This window comes from Herminiimonas sp. GW821-FHT09C12 (assembly GCF_059416385.1).
The window spans coordinates 826778-847114 of record NZ_JBWKPC010000001.1; the positions used below are offsets into that span (position 1 = coordinate 826778).

18 protein-coding genes are annotated in these 20337 nt (G+C 42.5%); 4 read left to right on the forward strand and 14 right to left on the reverse strand.

Annotated elements, in window-relative coordinates:
- Positions 1 to 3: 3 nt before the first annotated feature.
- From AC07N2_RS03905 to AC07N2_RS03935, 7 genes are all read right to left on the reverse strand, one after another.
- Positions 4 to 3141, reverse strand: a complete 3138-nt coding sequence (locus AC07N2_RS03905; protein WP_494777099.1) for a non-ribosomal peptide synthetase — start codon at positions 3139 to 3141, stop codon at positions 4 to 6.
- Positions 3142 to 3557: 416 nt separating this feature from the next.
- Positions 3558 to 4346, reverse strand: a complete 789-nt coding sequence (locus tag AC07N2_RS03910) for a 4'-phosphopantetheinyl transferase family protein (protein ID WP_494777100.1) — start codon at positions 4344 to 4346, stop codon at positions 3558 to 3560.
- A 19-nt stretch (positions 4347 to 4365) separates the two neighbouring features.
- A complete protein-coding gene (locus tag AC07N2_RS03915) occupies positions 4366 to 5847 on the reverse strand; it encodes a class I SAM-dependent methyltransferase (RefSeq protein ID WP_494777101.1) in 1482 nt (493 codons plus the stop codon).
- A 25-nt stretch (positions 5848 to 5872) separates the two neighbouring features.
- Positions 5873 to 7021 carry an acyl-CoA dehydrogenase family protein gene (locus AC07N2_RS03920; protein WP_494777102.1) on the reverse strand — a complete coding sequence of 383 codons (1149 nt, stop codon included), beginning with the start codon at positions 7019 to 7021 and terminating at the stop codon, positions 5873 to 5875.
- A 64-nt stretch (positions 7022 to 7085) separates the two neighbouring features.
- Positions 7086 to 8039: an ABC transporter ATP-binding protein gene (locus AC07N2_RS03925; RefSeq protein WP_494777103.1), complete on the reverse strand. Its 954-nt coding sequence runs from the start codon at positions 8037 to 8039 to the stop codon at positions 7086 to 7088.
- A 12-nt stretch (positions 8040 to 8051) separates the two neighbouring features.
- Entirely contained in the window at positions 8052 to 8834 is a 783-nt protein-coding gene (locus tag AC07N2_RS03930) for an ABC transporter permease (RefSeq protein ID WP_494777104.1), read from the reverse strand.
- Positions 8831 to 9601, reverse strand: a complete 771-nt coding sequence (locus tag AC07N2_RS03935) for an ABC transporter permease (RefSeq protein WP_494777105.1) — start codon at positions 9599 to 9601, stop codon at positions 8831 to 8833. The genes AC07N2_RS03930 and AC07N2_RS03935 overlap by 4 nt, the downstream gene beginning before the upstream one ends.
- A 501-nt stretch (positions 9602 to 10102) precedes the next feature.
- Between AC07N2_RS03935 and AC07N2_RS03940 the strand changes: the two genes are divergently transcribed.
- Positions 10103 to 11029 carry a hypothetical protein gene (locus AC07N2_RS03940; protein ID WP_494777106.1) on the forward strand — a complete coding sequence of 309 codons (927 nt, stop codon included), beginning with the start codon at positions 10103 to 10105 and terminating at the stop codon, positions 11027 to 11029.
- A gap of 184 nt (positions 11030 to 11213) precedes the next feature.
- On the opposite strand, the gene AC07N2_RS03945 is transcribed toward AC07N2_RS03940, so the two are convergent.
- Genes AC07N2_RS03945 through AC07N2_RS03975 form a run of 7 tightly spaced genes read right to left on the reverse strand, consistent with a single transcriptional unit; the run spans position 11214 to position 16710 of the window.
- Positions 11214 to 12389 (reverse strand): AIR synthase-related protein, encoded by a 1176-nt coding sequence (locus tag AC07N2_RS03945; RefSeq protein WP_494777107.1) that lies wholly within the window; start codon positions 12387 to 12389, stop codon positions 11214 to 11216.
- A 2-nt stretch (positions 12390 to 12391) separates the two neighbouring features.
- Positions 12392 to 13057 carry an SDR family oxidoreductase gene (locus AC07N2_RS03950; RefSeq protein ID WP_494777108.1) on the reverse strand — a complete coding sequence of 222 codons (666 nt, stop codon included), beginning with the start codon at positions 13055 to 13057 and terminating at the stop codon, positions 12392 to 12394.
- Positions 13054 to 13662, reverse strand: a complete 609-nt coding sequence (gene hisG, locus AC07N2_RS03955) for an ATP phosphoribosyltransferase (protein WP_494777109.1) — start codon at positions 13660 to 13662, stop codon at positions 13054 to 13056. The genes AC07N2_RS03950 and hisG overlap by 4 nt, the downstream gene beginning before the upstream one ends.
- Positions 13659 to 14852, reverse strand: coding sequence for a glycosyltransferase family 4 protein (locus AC07N2_RS03960; RefSeq protein WP_494777110.1), 1194 nt, complete (start codon positions 14850 to 14852; stop codon positions 13659 to 13661). Before AC07N2_RS03960 ends, hisG begins: the two co-directional genes overlap by 4 nt.
- 35 nt (positions 14853 to 14887) lie before the next feature.
- Positions 14888 to 15805 (reverse strand): hypothetical protein, encoded by a 918-nt coding sequence (locus AC07N2_RS03965; RefSeq protein WP_494777111.1) that lies wholly within the window; start codon positions 15803 to 15805, stop codon positions 14888 to 14890.
- Between the two features lie 7 nt (positions 15806 to 15812).
- Positions 15813 to 16139, reverse strand: a complete 327-nt coding sequence (locus tag AC07N2_RS03970) for a MazG nucleotide pyrophosphohydrolase domain-containing protein (RefSeq protein WP_494777112.1) — start codon at positions 16137 to 16139, stop codon at positions 15813 to 15815.
- Between the two features lie 4 nt (positions 16140 to 16143).
- On the reverse strand, positions 16144 to 16710 hold the full coding sequence (locus AC07N2_RS03975; RefSeq protein WP_494777113.1) for a hypothetical protein: 567 nt from the start codon (positions 16708 to 16710) through the stop codon (positions 16144 to 16146).
- A gap of 608 nt (positions 16711 to 17318) precedes the next feature.
- Here AC07N2_RS03975 and AC07N2_RS03980 point away from each other — a divergent pair.
- The 3 genes from AC07N2_RS03980 to AC07N2_RS03990 all read left to right on the forward strand — a co-directional run bounded on the left by AC07N2_RS03980 (position 17319) and on the right by AC07N2_RS03990 (position 20330).
- Entirely contained in the window at positions 17319 to 18863 is a 1545-nt protein-coding gene (locus AC07N2_RS03980; RefSeq protein WP_494777114.1) for a non-ribosomal peptide synthetase, read from the forward strand.
- A 40-nt stretch (positions 18864 to 18903) separates the two neighbouring features.
- Positions 18904 to 19152 carry a phosphopantetheine-binding protein gene (locus tag AC07N2_RS03985; RefSeq protein ID WP_494777115.1) on the forward strand — a complete coding sequence of 83 codons (249 nt, stop codon included), beginning with the start codon at positions 18904 to 18906 and terminating at the stop codon, positions 19150 to 19152.
- Positions 19153 to 19277: 125 nt separating this feature from the next.
- Positions 19278 to 20330, forward strand: coding sequence for a phosphotransferase (locus AC07N2_RS03990; protein WP_494777116.1), 1053 nt, complete (start codon positions 19278 to 19280; stop codon positions 20328 to 20330).
- Positions 20331 to 20337 lie beyond the last annotated feature (7 nt).

The following is a 20337-nucleotide window of genomic DNA, read 5'->3' on the forward strand; positions in this document are numbered from 1 at the left end:
TTTTTATTGAGAATAAGCATTCAGTTTCAACTGCCTTGATATCTCTTCACTCACGCTAACAAATGTCGGATTCAAAAAGAAGAATCTGAAAGTCACGTTGACGGCAAACATCTCATTAATTTTCATCAAAACTATTGCGGCCATAAGAGAGTGCCCACCCAGCGAAAAGAAGTCCTCTTCTCTATCAAACGAATCCACACCCAAAACCTCGCACCATATAATCGCAACAGCCTCCTCAATCGGATTTGCAAAGCCAGACTGTTGATATGTTTTTGTTTGAGCAGTATCAGGAGGAGGAAGCGCCGCCCTATCTAATTTCCCGTTCTGGGTTACCGGAAAAGAGGTAAGACAAACGAAATGGGTTGGGAGCATGTATCTGGGTAGTTTTTCCGAAAGCGCTCGTATCAAATTTTCTCTGTCGAAATCATCAGCATTCTTAATTACTAGGTAAGCTACTAGCTTAGGCATCTCTGCTACATCGTGTCGCAAGCAAACGATTACTTCTTCGATGTAGGCATGAGCCTTGATCGCGCTTTCAATCTCACCGGCCTCGATCCGGTGCCCGTTGTACTTCAATTGGTGATCGATTCTTCCTCGATAACTTATGTCCCCCGTCGCAAGAACCGCCCCGAGATCTCCCGTTCGATAAATGCGACCACCTTCAATAAACGGATTCGGCAGAAACCGTGCGGCCGTGATATCAGGCCGATTAAGATAACCTTGGGCCAAGCCAACACCACCGATAAATATTTCTCCAACGACTCCGATTGGACAAGGCTGCATGCTCGAATCCAAAACATATACTTGATTATTCCAAATAGGACGCCCTATCGGCACAAGCGATTCGGAACAGATCTCGTTCGTCCCCCATGCTGTAGACTCAATTGTGGTTTCGGAGGGACCGTAGACATTATGAATTTGCAGGTCGTCGCCAACGAATTTATTCAACAATGTGGGTGAAAGAGCTTCTCCGCCACATAGGATTGTTTTTAACGAAGCGATCTCTTTTAGTTGATCAGCGTATTGAGAAACAGCAGATAGGATGGATGGGACGAAATGTACTATCGATACCTTATGCTTCTTCATTAACGAGATCAAATGGGGCCCATCGGCCTCATGACCAGGCGGAACAAGCACCAGAGTATGACCATTAGTGAGAGGCCAAAATATCTCTGATATGGATTGGTCAAAACAGTAATTCGCTTTTAATAGCATTTTGCTCCCCGAATCGAGACGGAATCGATCCTCAATCCAAGCGAGATTGTTCACAATACTTCGGTGGCTAATCATCACTCCTTTTGGAGCACCGGTCGAGCCAGACGTATAAATGATGCATGCTAGGTCATCAACGTCGACACTTCTAATCGGAAAATCAACAAAAACATCAGAAGCGGGCACCATCTTCCCAATTTTCATGACATTAATGCCTGTAGTGTGTAAATCAAAAGCTACGTCTTCATTCGTGATCAGCAACGCGGCCTTGGAATCTTGCAAAATTTTGTTTAAATGGGATGAGGGTGCCTCTGGATCCAATGGCAAGTATGCCGCTCCAATTTTGATTGATGCGAGTACTGAAACGATCATGTCAAATGATCTGTAAAGACAAATCGCAACGATAGAATTTTGAGGGATGGAATATTGGCTAAGTATAGATACAGCCAAGTTGTTAGATCTTGCCTCTAACTCTTCGTAGCTAATTTCTTCGTCACCCAAAATAAGAGCGATCGCTTTGGGATTAGCAATACTCTGAGCCCGAACTACCTCATGAAGAGACTTTATGTTCGGCAAAGACACTTTCGTATCGTTTAGTTCATAAACAAGATGCGATCTATCTGATTCTGTCAAAACCGATAATTTTGAAATAGAATTTCCCGGCTCTGAAACGGAATTTCCCAGTAGTTCTACTAGATGCAAGCTCCATCTGCGAATCGTCTCTTTCTCAAAAATGTCCGTCGCAAAATTAAATTCTCCCTCTATTACATTCGAACAATCATGCCAATTAAGCGTAATGTCAAAGCGAGCAATAGACAAACCAACTGATCTGGGTGTAATTGGAAGATCGCCCAGGGATAGAATTGGCCTTTCTCTGTTAAAACTCATCATCGTTTGAAAAAGCGGCTCCAATCCTAAATCTCGAGAAGGGTTAAGCGCCTCGACGATCTCTTCAAACGGCACTTGCTGATTTGACTCCGCATCTAAAAACGTATTTCGAACTCGTTCAACGCACTCATCAAATGTTTTGCTCTCGCTAAGTATTGTTCGAATAGGTAGCGTGTTTACAAACATCCCAAGTTTTGAGCTATTTTGCTTCGTTCGCCCCGAGACTGCGACGCCGACAATTATGTCGCTCTGACCACTAAGCTTACTAAGAAGAATCTGATATGCCGTTAAAAGAACAATAAATACCGTCACACGCTTTTTTATTGCGTATTTTTTTATCCGCTGTGTCAGTTCGGGCGACAAGTTGAAACTAAGTGCCTGTCCCTGATAGCTCTTTGTTGCAGGCCTAGGTCGATCGATAGGGAAAGAAATTAGTGGTGACATCCCATCAAGCTGCGTCTTCCAATAGCTCAAATTTTCTCGATAGGTTTCTCTTTTTGATGGGAGCAACTGTTCATTAAATTGACTTTCCTTTCTGACATTTAGGCATCGCTTAACGTCATCTACGGTACAAAATGATCGATATAAACTATCCATCTCCTGGAGCAGAATGGATATTGATTGTCCGTCACAGATAATATGATGGGAAATTATTAGTACAGTAAATTCTTCCGCGGCTTTACGAAAAACCAAAACGCGAAATAGGCGATCTGAAAAAAGATCAATATGTGACTTGCTTTCAAATAGTAAACGTTTTTTTAGATCCTCCTCTGTGCCGATTCCGTCAATAAACTCAACTCGGAAGATCTCTGCGTCTCGGAAGATCAATCTTACTTGCTCATCTTCACGGGAAAAATTTAACCTTAAAGAAGGGTAGAGAGAAACCAGTGCTCGAATAGCCTTCTTAAAGGCTTCGGCATTCAACGGTCCACGAACATCAAAAGCAAGTGGTACGTTATAAAGAGGTACGTCAGAATGTAATTGATCGAGAAATAAAAGTCTTTTATGGTTAGACGAAACATCTTCCTTAAAGGAGAACATAGATAATCTTCTTTGTTGTGGCTATGGAATAGGAGCCACGGAGGCAGATTCGCGCAACGTATTGCGACGGTCCAACGTGTCTTTCGATTTAATTCTTTCCAGACTTTCAGTCTAAAGCGTGGGATACTTGCCAAGTATCTGTGACGTTAACATTCATCAAAAATGCTAATTGATGAAAGTTGATAAGACAACGCATAAATACTCATATCCTTATCAGGTGCAGTTTTTATGGGCATCAGCTTTTCTACGTTGCTAATTTTCATATTCCAAATGCTGTCCGAAACATTTCCAACTTAACAGGAGGGGCTTCATCTACTTTGACTCCCATTACAAGCGCACTAAGTTCAATTGAAAAATGACCTTATTAGAGAAGACCAATGACACAGTTTCGATAGATAAAATTGATCGAGTAGAGCTCACCAATTTTTGACAATCCAATGAATTGGTACTGAAGTAGACGGAAGATTCTTGGTTGAGATAGCTATTGCTAATTGATGGTGAATTGTGGGTTTAAATTGTAAGAAAGACCAGGCATAGGCTTTCTCTGTATTGGAAAAGAAAAGCACAGCTGGAACTTCATCGTCGAAAGAAAACGATACACTGTTCAGGTCCCCGACAAGACCTATGCCTTTTGCCTTTAAATAGGCTTCTTTTAAAGTCCATAATTTAAAAAATAGACTTTTTCTTCCTTGGATCGATTCATTTTTAAGTAGGAGAAATTCATCTTGTGAAAAAATTCTTTTCGATAAGAGACAATCACTCAAGTCCATATTGCTATATTCGACATCTACACCAACCTCTAGGTCGCGAGTAATCGCACAAGCTACTAATCCGTGGGTATGAGACACATTAAAATTTAATGGCCGATCAAGTATGGGATAAGAAACATATGGCTTCCCGTACCTCCCCTTTCCAAATCGCCAATCTGTTACGGGAAAATTTTCATAAGAAGAAAGTGCCCTACGAAGCAAATAGCGAGATGCTGCAAACTGTAACTTTGCATCGCGTCCCTTTAACGCCTCAAGAACAGAAATTTCGTCCGGACATAAAGATTTTTTAAAAAATTCTATATCGCTTGATTCATCGATCCCTAAAAGCCAAATCTCTACACATTGAGAAGCTAGCAAATTAGCTGGCTCGCCCAAGAAGGCGGGAGACCACCTTGCATCGATAGCACAAACCTTGGTCGATTTCTTCAACAACATATAAAAAAATCCATGGACTTTACTGACTCACAGAGCAGTTTTTTCCTAAGATATCAATATAGGGAATGTGCTGACTAGATAACCCATAGGAAACCATTATCTCTACGACTTCAGACAGCAACAATTTACAAGCTTCAGCGTACGCAGAATCCCAGACTATCCGGTCTTGATTCTCCCTAACGCCCATATTTTGAAATGGAGTGTATGATCTTTCAGCAACTGGAAAAGGGGGCTTGGAAAGGAATGCCTCCAAACGTCCGGCAGTATTTATTGGATCCCAAGAGAAGCTAGAAACTATGCCCTCTGCTTCAAGCCTCCTTGAAAATTCGTCGGTATCAATGCCTACATCATTAACTTCAACATCATCTTCAAGACACTCAAGCCTCACGAAATCACCGCATATTTCCTTCAATGAATCTCTACATTTTTCTATACGCGAGCTAGGAATATTTTTAACTCGTAGACCTTTTCCATTTTCTTCTATCTCCTTCTTTAACAAGGAAAACTGATGCATATATCTACTCCAATCAGTTTCCGTAAATGTCTCATCATTAAGACACTCATTTTTCGTCAATATTGCATCGAATCGGAAATTATTCATTTCCGTATTGAATATTCCGCGACGTACTGAAGTATGTATTTTCAGCCTCTGCCCGGTTAAAAATGAAAGGGATGAGAACCAGTCCGGAGAGATTGCGAGCTCTTCATCTCGTAAGATAGATTGGCATAGCGCATATCGGATATGCTCCCGCCCCTTAGAACGTTGGTCATTTCCGATTGCCGAAATATGCAAATACGGCGTTAGATAGACATTTCGAATATCTCCTATAAAAAGATAACCACCTGGCTTCAGTATTCGCAGACACTCAGAAATACAATTGGCAAGGTAATGTTCGTCAGGAAAGTACTGGATGACTGAATTAAGAACGACTAAATCAACCAAATTGTCAGCGACATCAGCAAGTGCAGTCGCGTCTCCCTGAGACACATGCAATGATCCCAAGAATTGGGTATGTCTATGCCATTCGGAAAGAGATCGAACAGCGGTTGGAGAGATATCATAGGCATAATAGGTCTCCACATCTGGCAACAGTGCTTTTGCGATTATTCCAGAACCGCAACCCATTTCGAGAACTGATCTGAATGGGAGATTACGAATTTTGGAAATTGTAGCCCTGGACCACTCATTCATTTCATCTAACGAATAGGGAATACCCGTCAGACTATTCGTCCAGCCAACGTATGGAGCATCTATGGGATCTTCATTTCTGTACGTAGATTCAAATAGAAGCTGTGACCGGCGGAGTTTTATTTTTCTATTTTTTTCTTGATTTTTAAAATGGCGATCTTTTAACCAGTCATCCGAGGGAGTTATCTGCCAGTAAATCGGTGCATCGGAATCTGTTATCTGACTCGCTCCAATATAGATGCTTTTGATACCAGGATGGTTCTGAAGTTCTCCTGAGCAGGCATAAATATCATTTCCACTGCGCATCGACATAAGCTAAACCGCCTTATCAGCCATATTAGTTAAGCTCCCATTTTTCATCTAGATTCGACACAAGCGACAAGGGTAATGTGTCATTACTAATTCTAATGTTCGAGATCATTAAAGACGCAGATAGTAGATCTCTAATATGTCTGCCGACACTGTATGGGCCATTATTGAGATAACCGTTTAAACCGATTATGGATAATGCCGATAGTGCTATTTTTTGTACGCCCTCAGAAACCATAATTTTTAGGCCATTCAGTTCAATTGTGTATTCCATTGAACTAGCAGGGATACCAGCTTCTGAACGGTGAATATGTGAAACTGCAGAGGAATGAATTATCTTTTTTAATGCCTGCAACTCTGCAACTAAATGGAAAAAATTTGAGTAGACATGATTGCCATCCGAACTAGCTTTTTTTCTTATGAATAAACGTGTCCGTTTGACTGCATTTGCGGCAATCCCCAACCAAACGCTACCCCACAGAAGATGCGTCCAAGGCAATATCGTTTCTATGTGCGCCTTTTCAAACTCAACAGGAAGTATCTGAGCGATGTGACCCGCGCCATCTAACTTAAAACCTTCGCTACATGTACCCCGCATCCCAAGAGCGTCCCAAAGTGACGTCTTAGTCAACTTATATTGATGTTTATGCAAAACGATTATCGCTTGGTTCGTGCTGGCACTAGATACAGATCTGCGAGCAGTAATAAATAACGCATCAGCATGCGTCCCATAAGATATTACAGGCGCATTTTTCGATATGGTGAACTCAGAATCTTTTATCTCTAAGCCACAAATGCTTTTACTTAGGTCTCCCCCGGTTCCGAGCTCGGTGGTCGAGCCTCCGACTAGCAACGAATCAGAGGCGACATGCTTGCAAAACTCTGAATACCAAGAATTGTCCGCACTGTGACTAACAATAGTTCCAACAATCGCTTGATGCATCGCAAAAATCATCCCGGTAGAAGCACAAGCTTGTCCCAGAAGAAAACTAGTCTTCATGGCATCTAGAAGCGTTTTCCCCTCACCGCCAAGGTGTTCCGGGATTACCTGCCCTAGAAGGCCAGATTTTTTTAACGCATCTATTGCTTCGGCAGGAAAGCGACTGTCGATATCGACGTTGTCGGCGTATTTAGCAGCAATTGCTACAACATCTTGAATGGATAACGACAAAGACATTATTTAATCCCAGATTGAATGTTGTAGCTCAAATGTGAAAGTAACACTCCATACGGAAACTGATTCAAACTCTAAGCCCGCGGTCCCCAATCATATTGACGTAGACTTCTTCTAGACTTGGACGCGACGTGGCGAGCTGACGCACGCCGGATGCCACAAGAAACTCCAATACTGGGTTCAAAGCCGCGGCATTGTTCAATTCGATGCGATGCGCGCCGAAACCACTTAACAATTTTCCTACGGAGGACACTCCTGGCATGTTCTTCAGCACCTCAATCACTCCAGCATCATCATGCACAAAATCAACACGCTCATGTTCAGATATAAGTCTTGCCAAACTGGATGGGGTCTCTACAGCGAGCAGACGTCCCTTGTCGATCAATGCCACTCTATCGCATACTGCCTCAGCTTCGGCCATGTCATGCGTGGTGATAAGAATGGTACAACCACTAGCTTTCAGACTTTTTACCAACAGCCGAAAATCACGTGCGGCTATTGGATCCATACCTATAGTTGGCTCATCTAGAAATAAGACGCGTGCATTGGAAACCAAACCACGAGCCAAATGCAAGCGCTGCTTCATGCCGCGTGAGTATGTTTCCACTCTCGTATCCGCACGATCTGCTAGCCCGACTCGTTCTAGTAATTTGTCGATACGGCTGTCAGTTTCACGCTTTGGAACATCATAGAGTGCAGCCCAGTAACGCAAAGTCTCACGTGCCGTGAGTTGTGCATACAAGCCACGATCGCCACCAAAGACAATTCCGATCAAGCGTCTGACTGCAGCAGTATCTTTCACAACATCGTGCCCAAGTATTGATGCTCGACCCGCAGTCGGCAGCAACACCGTCGACAATATTTTTACCAAGGTCGTTTTGCCAGCACCATTCGGCCCCAGCAAACCTCGAACTTCTCCCTCCTCAATCTCTAATGACATATCGGCCAATGCGAGAATGTCACTCCCGTTTCCCTTGTTCTCATACCGACGTTGCAACCCATCTATTTTTATCGCGCTCATCTTGGTACTTTCTTAAACAAATTCTATAGAGCCGTCGGCACGGCCGCGTTCAGCAAAGCGATTGAAGCTCATTACTGCCAGCGCCAACCACGTTAGACCCACTACCATCTCAAGTCCTAAGCCAATCAAAATATCCATAATTGCCCCGTGGTTCAGCAGAAGCCGCAATGCCTCTAGTCCATGGGTTACCGGTAAAACAGCAGCGACAAGCTGCACGCCTTCAGCCCAAAAATTCACAGGGACGGTGACACCGGTAAATGTCATGATTCCAAAGATGAGCGCCCACCCGATCAAATTTCGCAGTTGTGGAACCAAGTTGGCAAACGAACCAAGGAATGTCGAGAAGAAGAATGTACTCACACTCAGCAGAACGATGATTGCTGGTAGCGCGACTAACGCTTGCCAGTGCGGACGAAAATCAAATAGAGCAAATAGGAGAACAAAAGTGAGAAAGGATGATACGACCCAGCCAAACATCCATATCGACATCCTACCTATAATTGCTGCCGCTAAATTTGCGGGTGCAATGACTAAGAGGGGATAAGTACCATCATTTCTATCCCAGGCTGCCGCGGCAACGGCCCAAGTGCCGAATCCGGCAGTCGCCGCATTTCCAATCAGAAGATAGTTCAATAAGGTTGTAGAGTCGAGCAAACGACCAACCAATACCCAGATCAGTGCGTTAGTTAGTATGCGCAGCATCCATCCGCCTAACCAGCTCTTCCAACTCCAGAAAATTGCAAAGTCGCGCGTGCCTACAAGCAGCCCATAGCGGAAGACGCGTAGTGAATTCATGCTAACCCCAATCTGCCTTCACGGCGTAAATGATCGAGCATTCTGGTGAGGACCAGGGTACCAATGGCGGCTCCAACAAGGCCCAATCCAATCAGCATTGTCACTCGGAATCCGGCATCTACTACTTCAGTAGCCGCTAACGTGTCGCGCACCAAACCTGCCGACCAGTAAAAGAAAAAGAAGGGAGAAAATATCTGCAACCAAGCTGGCAAAAAAGTGACTGGCACTAGAATGCCACTCATCAGATAGAACGGCCCATTTACTGCGTTTTGAATTGTTCTGGTGGCGCGAGCAAGACTAAATAAGGCAGCTGTGAGCACAGAAGTACCCGCCGACGCTAAGGCGGTCGCAGTGAGCGCCGCGACCAATATCCCCGGATGATGCACCTCTATCGAAAGGCCAAAGACGAAGCGTGCAAGTAGCCATGCCTCCACAATCCCAGTTAATGCAAAAATCGATAAAACCAGTGAGCGTGATGCCAAAACCACTGCGTAATTGGCGGGCGTTGCCACAAACAGCTCTAGACGTTCATTTCTTCTGTCATTAGATACGATCTCGCTACTAACCGAAAAGCACATTTGTCCGACGACAAACAATAGTGCTGCGGTTAAAGCGTAGCCTGCAAGGTCTATACGATGCGATGCGACGAAGACCGCCAACGCCGGGAGCACTTGTAAAGGCATTACAAAAATAGGTGTTAGCACATCCCAATCTCGTAAAGATAATTTTATTTGTGTTTTTAGAGTTACGAAGATCAGATTAAACATTAAGGAGCATCCGGACACGTTGACTGAGCAAACAATATCCGTAAATGTTGTATGAAGACAAGGCACAAAAATGGATGTGCATATAAAGACATCAGAATTTCAATATAAATATTTCTGCTTTGGAGTTTTAAGTTGTGTCCCTTAGGATCTCCGATATAGCTTTTGAAAAAGGGCTTGGAGATGTAGTGACTCACTGCGAAAACATGAGGAATTATTCTTGGTTTCTCAGAATAGATGACTCTCCGAACACTGATCTTTCTGTTCTTTAACCAAGTAGATTATTTTTTTTGATCACTTCTTTGCTAGAAAAATTTCCTGTTCCAGCATTAAAAATGGCTCCTTCCTTATTAGCTACGATAGAACCTTCCATGTTCCTGGAATAACTACCTCTGGGGACTACTTTCATAACGCGCCTTGAATCGGATTTCTCAAACCAGGCTAGTGAAATCCAATTTCATACTCTACTGATTCGCAATATTTCATTTAGACATAAAGCAAGACATGGGAAATTTTTACAACTCCAAAGCAGACCATAATTTATACAAGGCCAGAACCCGAGAGGAGTTCATTTATACTTTTGACCAGCACATGGGAATAGACCCAGTATCTTTTATTAAAGAATCGTTGAATCCGGAAGCAATAGATAAAATAGTAGTAACTGGGTCTCTACCACTTCAAACCGCCACGAGTGTTTCAGATGTCGATTTTGTCGTCTTGGTTTCAGATAAAAATATTCGCAAAAATACCATTGAAGATAGCAGTTCACTACAGTTTAATCCTGATGTGAATGAGCTTGTGCTAACAGGTTTAAATAGCATTCGATCAGGTGTTGAAATTGACATTACAGTTGTCTTAACAGAGAAGTTTCTGTCCGTTTATGATCGACTTAAGAAAGGCAAAACTCGTCTTACAACGCAGGAAACTACGCTGTTAAGTAGGGTGCAAAAAGGGTGGACACTATTTGAACGTGAGAACCAGTCATCGAAGTTACGTGTCGATGAAAGCGTAGTCTATGTTTTTGCGTCAACCCAGCTCTATATAAACGCACTCAAGTTGTTTGAAGATGCCAAGCCAGCAACTCAAAGAGATTTTTTTCTAACAGCATATCTAGGCCGCTTAGCAGTTGAGAATGGATTCCGGGCATTTTTCGCCAGCAACGGTTTCGCTGGGCTTGGGGACAAATGGCTGCTGTTTCTAAAGCGCTATGAATCAACACTCGCGAGTGATGAAAAAGTACTCTTTAATAAAACCGCCGATTTCGGTCTAAAAATTTTATTCCCCAGTAAATTTTCTACAACTGAAGAAGCAATTGAGTATCTTCATTTGGTTTCTAAATTTCTTGTGGAGATTCGCAATCTCATTTCCACAAATCGAACATACAAATTAGCTTTTGAAATTTGTCCACAAATTTACGTACCATCTGCTTGATGTCTAATACAAAGTAAAAGCGCATATAGAATAAGGCTCGTCAGAGATACCCGAACGAGCCTTATTTGGAACATTAATTTTCTACACAAAAAAAACAACAAGCGGCGATCCATGTCCGCAACGACAAACTAAGATTTATATTTCTTTAGAATCGCGTTTTCCATCGCGACTTGCAAAAGGATAATTAATCCGCAGAGTTAAATATAAGCGTCTCACCTCCCAGCAAAACCTCTACTTGATTCGAATCGTCACGCGACTGTTCAACTTCTCCAATTATCTTGGCGTCAATCCCATATCTTTTAGAAATAGCGATAACTGAAGCGGCACTATCAATGTCGCAATATATCTCCATTCGATGACCACAATTAAAAGTTTGAGCCATAGCGTTAGGTTTAATACCACTAGCTTCTTGAATTGCCTGATGAACCGGCGGTAGGCCAAATAAATCTCGCTTAACAAAACGCAATCCCTTGCCAAAGCGAATGCATTTCGTCAAACCTCCGCCTGTATTGTGAATAAGTCCAGTAATTGCATCAGGCATCTCTCTAAGCACAGATTGCAAGATAGGGACATATGTTCGAGTTGGCGAAAGTAGTGCTTCAGCCACCGTAAAGTCTGTCCCAGGTAACAGATCACCAATCAGGTAGCTTCCTCGATAGACATCGCTTTTATTAAGCTCACTGGCGTAAGTCTCTGGATAACTTTCTCTATAGCTTGACGAAAGAAGTGCATGCCGCGCTAATGTAAAGCCATTAGATCCTATTCCTGAGTTCGGCTTTTTCTCATATGTCGCCTGCCCGATCGACGACAATCCGACAATAACGTTTCCTGCGGAAACCCTTGAAAAATCAATGACAGATTTCTTGGAGAGCTTAGTACAAACCGTTGAATCTACAACTAAAGTGCGTACTGTATCGCCGCAATCTGCCGTTTCCCCACCAGCAAGGATAATATCCACCCCATGCTGTGCCATATCAGAGGAGAAATCATAATAGCCCTCCAAAACTTCACTAAGTATCTGGCCATTAATAATTTGAGCATTCCTGCCAACAGTATTAGACAAAACAAAAGGGCCTGTCGCACCTATACAAATTAGATCATCAATGTTCATGACCGTAGAGTCCTGTGCAAGCTCTCTAAACCATGACGTTCCGCCTAATTCTTTGTAAGCAATATATGCCACGTTTGCTTTAGTCCCAGCACCATCTGCATGAATAGCTACAGCCTGGGAAGAATCCCAAGGATCTTGAACAAGATGACAGAAAGCGCCGGGATACAAAGGGGCAGGCAAACCTCGAATCGCCTTGTGTACGTCGGCTTTCATTGCTGAAACGCCGAGCTTCGAATATTCGTCAGACATAATTACTCCAAATTAGATTGAATGCGAAGCGAGCTAATATCACAGCGGTCACTCCGACTAAGTATAAACATCAATGTATCGGCAATTTCTTCGCTATCTAACGAAAGCGGCCTGTCACCAGGGCTCTTATTGTTAAACGAAGTATCAACCCTACCGGGGGAAACAATATATGTTCCGACCCCGCTCGTTTTCAACTCTTCGCGCAATACAGCAACAAGGCCACGAAGTGCATGCTTAGAAGAACAATAGCCCGCAGCACCAGGAAATCCGGCAGCATCAGCATCCGATGATACAAACAACAATTTCCCTTTCCCACTATCGCGCATATGCCCTACCAGTGATTGCACAAGTAGAAAAGGAGAAAGAAGATTGACCGCTAGTAGTTCTTGAAAATCGACAAGTGGAAATTTCTCTATCGGGCCAAATGCACCGAAGCCAGCGTTCATAACTATTGCATCAAAATGCCCGTAGGTATCGGACAAACGTGATCCGAGTTTTTCAACGTCCTTCAAATTTTTGAAGTCGCAAGATATATGAACATAGTTTCCCTTCACTGATGGCTTTCGCCTGGAAACCGACACCACTTCCCATTCCGTAAGATCGTTCAATCTGGATAACAACGCCAAGCCTATACCTGAACTTGCACCGGTTAACAAAATTCTTTTCATGACTCTACCTCTGCACAAGCCTTTAATAACCGTTCAACTAGTGGATTCTCTTTTACGTAACTAGTAGCGCCAACAATCACAATATTTGAGTTAAAAAATACTCTTTTCTCGCACAGCCCATTTGCCTGTAGCGTGGCGCCAGTTTCTACGCAATCAATTGCGATGTTGCTTACAGACCCGATATAGCTTTCAGTTGATCCAGAAACGGGCAATATTTCAAATGCCCAAGGGGGTGCAAGCTGAGTCAGAAATCGTTTAGCCAGGACTGGAAACTCCGTCGCGCAGCGTACTATCTCTGTTGAACTTTTCTCTATTGAAAACTCATTCTTTGCTATAAGGGATATTTTGCTTTCGCACCAATTTGTATGCGAGATAATATTTCCTTCGAAACCACATTCCTCTAGCCAATCAGTAGAGGTGACGCCCACATCGACAAGACCTAGACGCAACAGCCGCGGAATGTCTCTATGTTTTACCAGAATTATTTTTAAGTTATCGCCACAATCAAACGACAGTTGTCCTTTTTCAGATTGAGTTCCTTGAAGCGCATCTATGACACTAAGTGACCGTTTTGCAACTCCCCCTTTAGGGAGCGCAATAATCATGGCCTATCCCTTGAAACAGCTTCTAGCAACTCAGTAGCTCTCCTAAAAGTTAAAGTCTCATCATACTGAGCGCCATATTCATCAGCCCATTGTGCAGTATGTATTTTTAGCGTTGAGAGCAAATTCTTGTCTGTCGCAAGTCTCAATAAGTTCGCGGCTAATTGACGGCTATCCCCTGGAGAAAAAAGAAGTCCATTTTCGTCATGCGCGATGAATTTTTCAGATGCACTAGTTTTGGAGCAGCAAATTGCCGCTCCACATGTCAATGCTTCCAATAGAACCGAGCTAAAACTTGAAGTATGTCGTGCGTCTACTACTACATTGGCCTCCAGCATCGCCGATCGAACATCTTTTCTATCCAGGTAGCCCAGAAATTCCACTTCTTCTCCTATCTGCAAAGTGGCAACAAGATCCCTAATTCGCTTTTCATTCTGTAGTAATGGATGATCGTCACTACCAGCTATACAGAGTTTAAATTTAACTCTTTCATCACGCTTCAACTTGGCCACTGCCTGAAGAATAGTCTCAATACCTTTATCAGGTTTAAAGCAGGAGTTCACGGTCAGCAAAATAAATGCATTGGCCTTATCTTCCGCAAAAAAAACTTCTTCGTTCGCGGTCAGAAATTCCTTATCAATCGGAGGTTCGACTAAATATATCTTCTCTTTAGACACTCCGAAATCAGCAACAAGAACGCGAAGTATCTCTTCACTTGGAACCATAAAGGCCGCTATCTGCTCTAGCGACTCAAAAGCAGCATCATTTATGCGATGATCTTCCTTTGTTCCCACATTTAGGTCGCGTCCAAAACTGGACACAACCACCGGAATACCGAAGTTCTTACCGAATCGACATGCGGCCTTGCTTCCAAATGAAAGATACTGGACATAAATCAAATCCAACTCTGACCTTGCATGCGCCGATTCTAAAAAACGGTAGCAAATTTCCTCGGAATCATGAAATTCCGCGTCAGTGATTACTCGATCTGTAACAATTGGATGTTCAAGCAACGACTCCTCTATCGTAAGCAATACTGTTGCCGACAACGATCCCAATTTAGGCCGTCGACTTGCCAGTATCTGGACTACGTGCCCAGCACTCGCGCAATGATTAGCAAGCGCCTTTGCGAAAATTACACTGCCCGACTCATAGCTCAAATCGGAGGATGGAAGAAACGCTATAACTGCCATTTAAGAGACCTTGAATTAGAGAGCGACAGAAAATCTTAAAGAGACTTTAGAGAATTGATCGTTAGTTTCAATGACTTTTCCCCAAAAGCGTCACTGTTAAGTTTGTATATCGGAACAGATCGAAGCACCTCGTCAAAGATCTTTTCGGCGTCACACATTATCGAGACCACATCTGCTTTGGCATCAGATTCTAGATATGCGTCGCAAACATCCTCCTTTAAATCATATGCTCCTATTGCAAACGAAAAATTCTTTAGAAAATATTGTGCTTCGAGAGCGCCAATTTCCCGCATGTCGAAATCATCTTGGTTATTTTTGTCGCAGATAACTATTGCATGTATAGGGTATGAACTACTCGTCCCAATAGTTGGCGGTGGCTTATAAATATCGCCATCAGTCGTTCTGTTTCGTATCCAAGTACGAATAGGCCACGCCAAATTATTTCGAACTATTACATGCGTATTTGAGCAGAATTTAAAGCCATGCAAATTCAAAGTGTTGGCCAACGTAGTTTTCCCAGCTCCGCCCCTTCCAACCAATAGAATGCACTTCCCATCATTTGTCGATAACATCGTCGCTTTTATATGGGCCGCACGAGCACGCATAGCTTCCAGAGTAAGGAGAATTTTAAGCGAATAGTTCCAAAACAATCTTTCGTAATCGGCTGCACAGCCGTCACGTAAACGTACGTGTATCTGATTCAGGTCGACATATGAATGTCCTGGCTTGCCAAAATGATGTCCCACATGAATCCCTCGCTGCATGACATTTGAGCGGTATGAAGAATTTAGCCCTTCATCAAAAACTCCAGTTCGATAGATGAACTGCTTGGGAACACATAGTCCAACATCAGGAAGACTATCCCCTAGAACGTCCGAATAATTGACGTTAGTATCAAGTTGATTCTGAAAATTTATTAAGCCAAACGGAGTAGATATCTGCTGATTTACCATGTAACTCTTAACGCCAATACTTAAGTTTTCCGTAAGAACTTAGCTGCCTAGCAGCTTCTTTGTTTAATGCATTTTCGGCGCTTTGATTCAATGAAAGGCCGAGAATATTTGATAGACATAAGACCCAAGCAAGTACATCTTGGTATTCTCCAGCGATTTCTGCAGCGGGACGATGTCGCCGAATAGCTTGTATTAACTCGCCGACCTCCTCGCAGAGCCACAATAGAGCTTTTTCTTGGTCATAAACTCCATAGATTTTTTTGACTCTTTCCTGCAATTCGTCCAGAGATATCGCAGACAAATCACCAACACTGGATACAAGATTTTCTTCCATGGTTTTATTGGACCAATCTAATTGGAAGATTTAGATTAATAGAATTAAGTTCTGAAACTTCTTCTCGACCTAGATGACCCCGCAAAATTTCCATCGCACGAGATATCTTAGGCCGACATGCACTTAAACTTACCTGGATACTTTCTTCAAATTTCTTCTTCTGTTGATCAGAAATTACGCCATGCGCCAGTAGTTCCCGCCCCCAACTATTTACTCTAAGTTGTTTTATCGTACGGTCTAGCAAGCCGAATTTCTTAGCAGCGGTAAACCTGTATATCAATTGGCTTATATGGAGCGCGACAAGGGAGCGATGCCATGTGCCTTGGGACATCTGCTCATTTAGCTCCGGAATCAATTTATACAATCCCGACTCTTCTAATACATAGATACCCTGATAGCTAAACTCTCGTTCAAACCATTGATCGATCAACCAAAGAACAAGAAGCACGCTATCAGCTTGCCTCATACTCTCTTCGTCGGCCTCTAGCAATAGCAGGCGTTTTTCATGTGGATCAAGAGAATCAAAATTTCTATTGATTGCATCTACTAAAGGCCAGAAAGCAGTGCTCATAGGTTAGGTATAGTCCGTATCAATAATTTTTGTAGCAATTGCAGATTCACTTGTGTATCCGCGCAATACATACTCATGCATATCAACTTTCAATTAAGTCGACATATATCATCCTGAATCGACGAGGTATTTATGCCCTCTTTAAGCCAAAGCCAATCCACTCGTAATATGTCGTTTTTTACCTAAAAATTTTTCTCTCTTTTTGATTATTTAGTCAAAGCCACACTTACTTCGATATCAATGTTTATGTTTTTAGCGTACTTGAATATTCAATTTTTCAACAACCAATGATTTCTGATATTCATATATTGAAATGTTCTGTTCAATTAATTTTCAAGAGATTCTCTTTGATCATAGTTTCCGGTAGAAGCCATTTCATATTCGCTCAACTTCTTTATATATAAGTATTTGTTGTTTGACCGCAGCTATTCCATCCATTACTTTCAAAAATGCTTTCAGAAGATAAAGCTGAATTACTGCTTGTAGAATTTTATGGTGCGGTTCGACGGCATTTTCTTTGAAAAATATGAAAGATAGCAACTCGCAGAGTATCTGCATCGACTACTTTGAGTGAGCCAACAAAGTCACTCCCTATACTTGCAAGGCCGATGACGCCCCTACCGACAAAAAAATTGCATAGCGATGTTTCAACAGGAGCAAATGGGATTGATGCGCGATGTCTGCATCAGCTTTTTGAGCAAGCTGTGCTTGCAGACCCGACTGGCATAGCTATTTTTGATAGGAATCGCTCGATCACTTATGCGGAGCTAAATCTACAAGCAAACGAGTTAGCGTCCTTACTGATTAGGAGCGGAATGCCTCCGCAAACACCCATTGGCATATACATAGAGCGATCTATAGAGTTTGTATTGTCTGCTTTGGCAGTACTAAAAGCTGGCGGCATCTATGCGCCAATTGATCCCACCAGCCCGCCCTTGCGGACAGCGCATATTGTTTCCGATACCCAGCTGTCAATTATCCTGACTCGAAAAGGGCTGAAAGAGAAATTGGGATGTGAAGGCCTTAATGTAATTTCCGTTGATGATATTCATCCCCTTCGGGGAACCTCATCTCAATCAAATCCCACAATTAACGTAAGTCAATCTGACCTAGCATACTGTATCTATACGTCGGGCTCCACAGGAAAGCCAAAAGGCGTATTAGTCAGGCATAAATCAGTAGTAAATTTACTGATCGATTGGCACTCTCGTCTTAAAAATGAACCGAGTCGTTTCTCTTGGTGGTGCGCCGCAACTTTTGACGTAGCTGTATTCGAGATTTTTTCTGCGATTTGTTTTGGGAAGACGTTATTTCCAATTCCAGAACGAGTTAGGTTTGATGCGCGATCTTGCGTAGCATGGCTTACGGAAAAGAAAATTGACTCAGCGTACCTCCCTCCATTCATGCTAGAAGAAGTTGCAAGCTTACCCGTCGCGAGCTTGAAATCTCTTTTAGTCGGTGTCGAACCCATATCTGAACGACTTCTAGCTCGCATCAAAGATGCCCTACCAAATTTGGTACTTTTAAATGGATACGGCCCCACGGAAGCCACTATCTACGCCACTGTGCTAGATTCATTTGACCACTTGGATCGCCCGTCGCCTATAGGAAAATCCATTTCAAATGTTTATATCTACTTACTAGATGAGCACATGGTTCCAGTGAATCCAGGATCCCGGGGTGAGATCTATATTGGAGGAGCAGGAGTTGCTGCAGGATATATAAATCAAGCCGAACTAACTCGCGAGAAATTCATTCTTTCGCCATTTTCTTCTGCTGAAGCCTATCTCTACAAAAGTGGCGATCACGGAAGAATTCTTCCTGACGGGAATCTTGAATATCTAGGTCGGATTGATCAACAGATCAAATTACAAGGTGTTCGTATCGAAATCGCTGAAATTGAATACACGCTTCTTTGCCACCCAGAAGTTTCTGCAGTTGCGGTAACTGTTCAAGACGACGCTGAGCAAGAAATAGTCGCATTTGTAGTGCCATCTTCTATAAAGCTTGCGCCATCCAAAGACGCTCTACATCTTTATCTAGCACGCTCTTTGCCTTCTTATATGATTCCCAAAAAATGGGTTTTCCTAACAATGCTACCAATCACAAAGAATGGAAAAGTTGATCGCACAAAATTGAAATCGATTTCGTAGAATAAAAAATCTCTATTCACAAATTATTGAAAGACTAGAAATGAATGATTCCGTAGAGGAGCAAGTATTAAAAATAGTTCAAAAATATTCTAACTCGTTGAATATTGATACCAAGGTTGAGTTAAATGATTCATTACGAAATCTTGGAATTAGTTCTGTTCAAATAATTTCCATACTCCTTGAAATTGAAAACCTTTTCCAAACGAGCATTGATGATGAAGCTATTGTCCCGGAGAATTTAGCCACAGCCGAGTCTTTATCAACCCTCGTTAAGGCTTCGATAAGATAAGCGAAATTCACTGCCAATCACTACGTCGTATATCTGTATTGGGCATCTAAGATGCTTATCAACTGAAATTTACTTTATCCATTTGCGAGATCACTCTGCTTCGACATCTACCGAGAATTGAGGCCTTGCCTCATCTGAGTGAACAAAATCTTAAATCTCTCATCGAGAATCGGTGGAAGATCAATGTACGCTCTGTCAATAGAATCACCCAAGGGAGATCTAGACTTGTGTATCTGGTCGAGACCTCCTCAAATGAAAAATTCGTATTGCATTTGTTTAATGCGATGTCACAGAAGCTTGAGTCGGAAGCAAATCTCTTAAAGTTCTTAGGTACTATTCGACTTCCGCCAATTAGTGTTCCACATCTAAATTTGACACGAAGTGGAACACTTATTGGGCGATCGAATGAAAATATCGGTCTTCTGACGAATTTTATAGAAGGATTTTCTAGAAAGCCTTTTGGCTCATTTTCTATTGAAGAAGGTCTCGCATTATCGATTGGAAAGGCATGCGCTCAGTCTGTAAGCTTGCTTTCGCGAGTCCCAAAATTTATTCCCACTCCCGGCGACCCCTTTTTGGATATTGCAGAGGAGGTGAAAACTTTAATTAACTTTATAGAAAAAGCAAAAGCTGGCGAACTAAATTACCTCTCGCCATACGTTGTGGACAAACTAATTTCGATAAATGAATTATCCAGCCATAGTTACAAGATGTTGCTCAAGCAAGAGCGTACTACACTAATTCATGCCGATTTACGGTTTTCAAATGTAATCTTTAGTTCGAATGGTTTGCCGCACGCGATTATAGATTTTGAGCGATCGGGAATGGCTAGTTGCGAACTAGAGCTCGCCATTGCTATCAGAAACATGGTTATCATCAACTCAGATGGAAATCCATATCCCCAAGATGAATACATCAAAAATTTTCGCTCTGTTCTCGAAGGATTTCATTCTTTTAGAGGAAAAGATATTCCTTCAGTGAACATAAACTATGTACTCGATATGCTCGGCCATTCGTTACTTGAGGAAGTTTCTTACATCCTTCAAAGCCTCAACCAAGACTGTCCCGCACTCCAAAAAATTCGATATGAAAAATTAATTGTCGGTGCAATAGATTTGACTTTTCAAATCCCAACCATCGCTTCTAGGTTGTCGCCTCAGTCAATTCGCAATAGCTAACTTCTGA

Bases quoted from the DNA above. Each gene is read 5' to 3' on its own strand.
- AC07N2_RS03925 (WP_494777103.1), bottom strand. From the start codon at position 8,039: ATGAGCGCGATAAAAATAGATGGGTTGCAACGTCGGTATGAGAACAAG.
- AC07N2_RS03905 (WP_494777099.1), bottom strand. From the start codon at position 3,141: ATGTTCTCCTTTAAGGAAGATGTTTCGTCTAACCATAAAAGACTTTTA.
- AC07N2_RS03930 (WP_494777104.1), bottom strand. From the start codon at position 8,834: ATGAATTCACTACGCGTCTTCCGCTATGGGCTGCTTGTAGGCACGCGC.
- hisG (WP_494777109.1), bottom strand. From the start codon at position 13,662: ATGATTATTGCGCTCCCTAAAGGGGGAGTTGCAAAACGGTCACTTAGT.
- AC07N2_RS03985 (WP_494777115.1), top strand. From the start codon at position 18,904: ATGAATGATTCCGTAGAGGAGCAAGTATTAAAAATAGTTCAAAAATAT.
- AC07N2_RS03965 (WP_494777111.1), bottom strand. From the start codon at position 15,805: ATGGTAAATCAGCAGATATCTACTCCGTTTGGCTTAATAAATTTTCAG.
- AC07N2_RS03980 (WP_494777114.1), top strand. From the start codon at position 17,319: ATGACGCCCCTACCGACAAAAAAATTGCATAGCGATGTTTCAACAGGA.
- AC07N2_RS03970 (WP_494777112.1), bottom strand. From the start codon at position 16,139: ATGGAAGAAAATCTTGTATCCAGTGTTGGTGATTTGTCTGCGATATCT.
- AC07N2_RS03910 (WP_494777100.1), bottom strand. From the start codon at position 4,346: ATGTTGTTGAAGAAATCGACCAAGGTTTGTGCTATCGATGCAAGGTGG.
- AC07N2_RS03950 (WP_494777108.1), bottom strand. From the start codon at position 13,057: ATGAAAAGAATTTTGTTAACCGGTGCAAGTTCAGGTATAGGCTTGGCG.
- AC07N2_RS03920 (WP_494777102.1), bottom strand. From the start codon at position 7,021: ATGTCTTTGTCGTTATCCATTCAAGATGTTGTAGCAATTGCTGCTAAA.
- AC07N2_RS03935 (WP_494777105.1), bottom strand. From the start codon at position 9,601: ATGTTTAATCTGATCTTCGTAACTCTAAAAACACAAATAAAATTATCT.
- AC07N2_RS03960 (WP_494777110.1), bottom strand. From the start codon at position 14,852: ATGGCAGTTATAGCGTTTCTTCCATCCTCCGATTTGAGCTATGAGTCG.
- AC07N2_RS03915 (WP_494777101.1), bottom strand. From the start codon at position 5,847: ATGTCGATGCGCAGTGGAAATGATATTTATGCCTGCTCAGGAGAACTT.
- AC07N2_RS03940 (WP_494777106.1), top strand. From the start codon at position 10,103: ATGGGAAATTTTTACAACTCCAAAGCAGACCATAATTTATACAAGGCC.
- AC07N2_RS03945 (WP_494777107.1), bottom strand. From the start codon at position 12,389: ATGTCTGACGAATATTCGAAGCTCGGCGTTTCAGCAATGAAAGCCGAC.
- AC07N2_RS03975 (WP_494777113.1), bottom strand. From the start codon at position 16,710: ATGAGCACTGCTTTCTGGCCTTTAGTAGATGCAATCAATAGAAATTTT.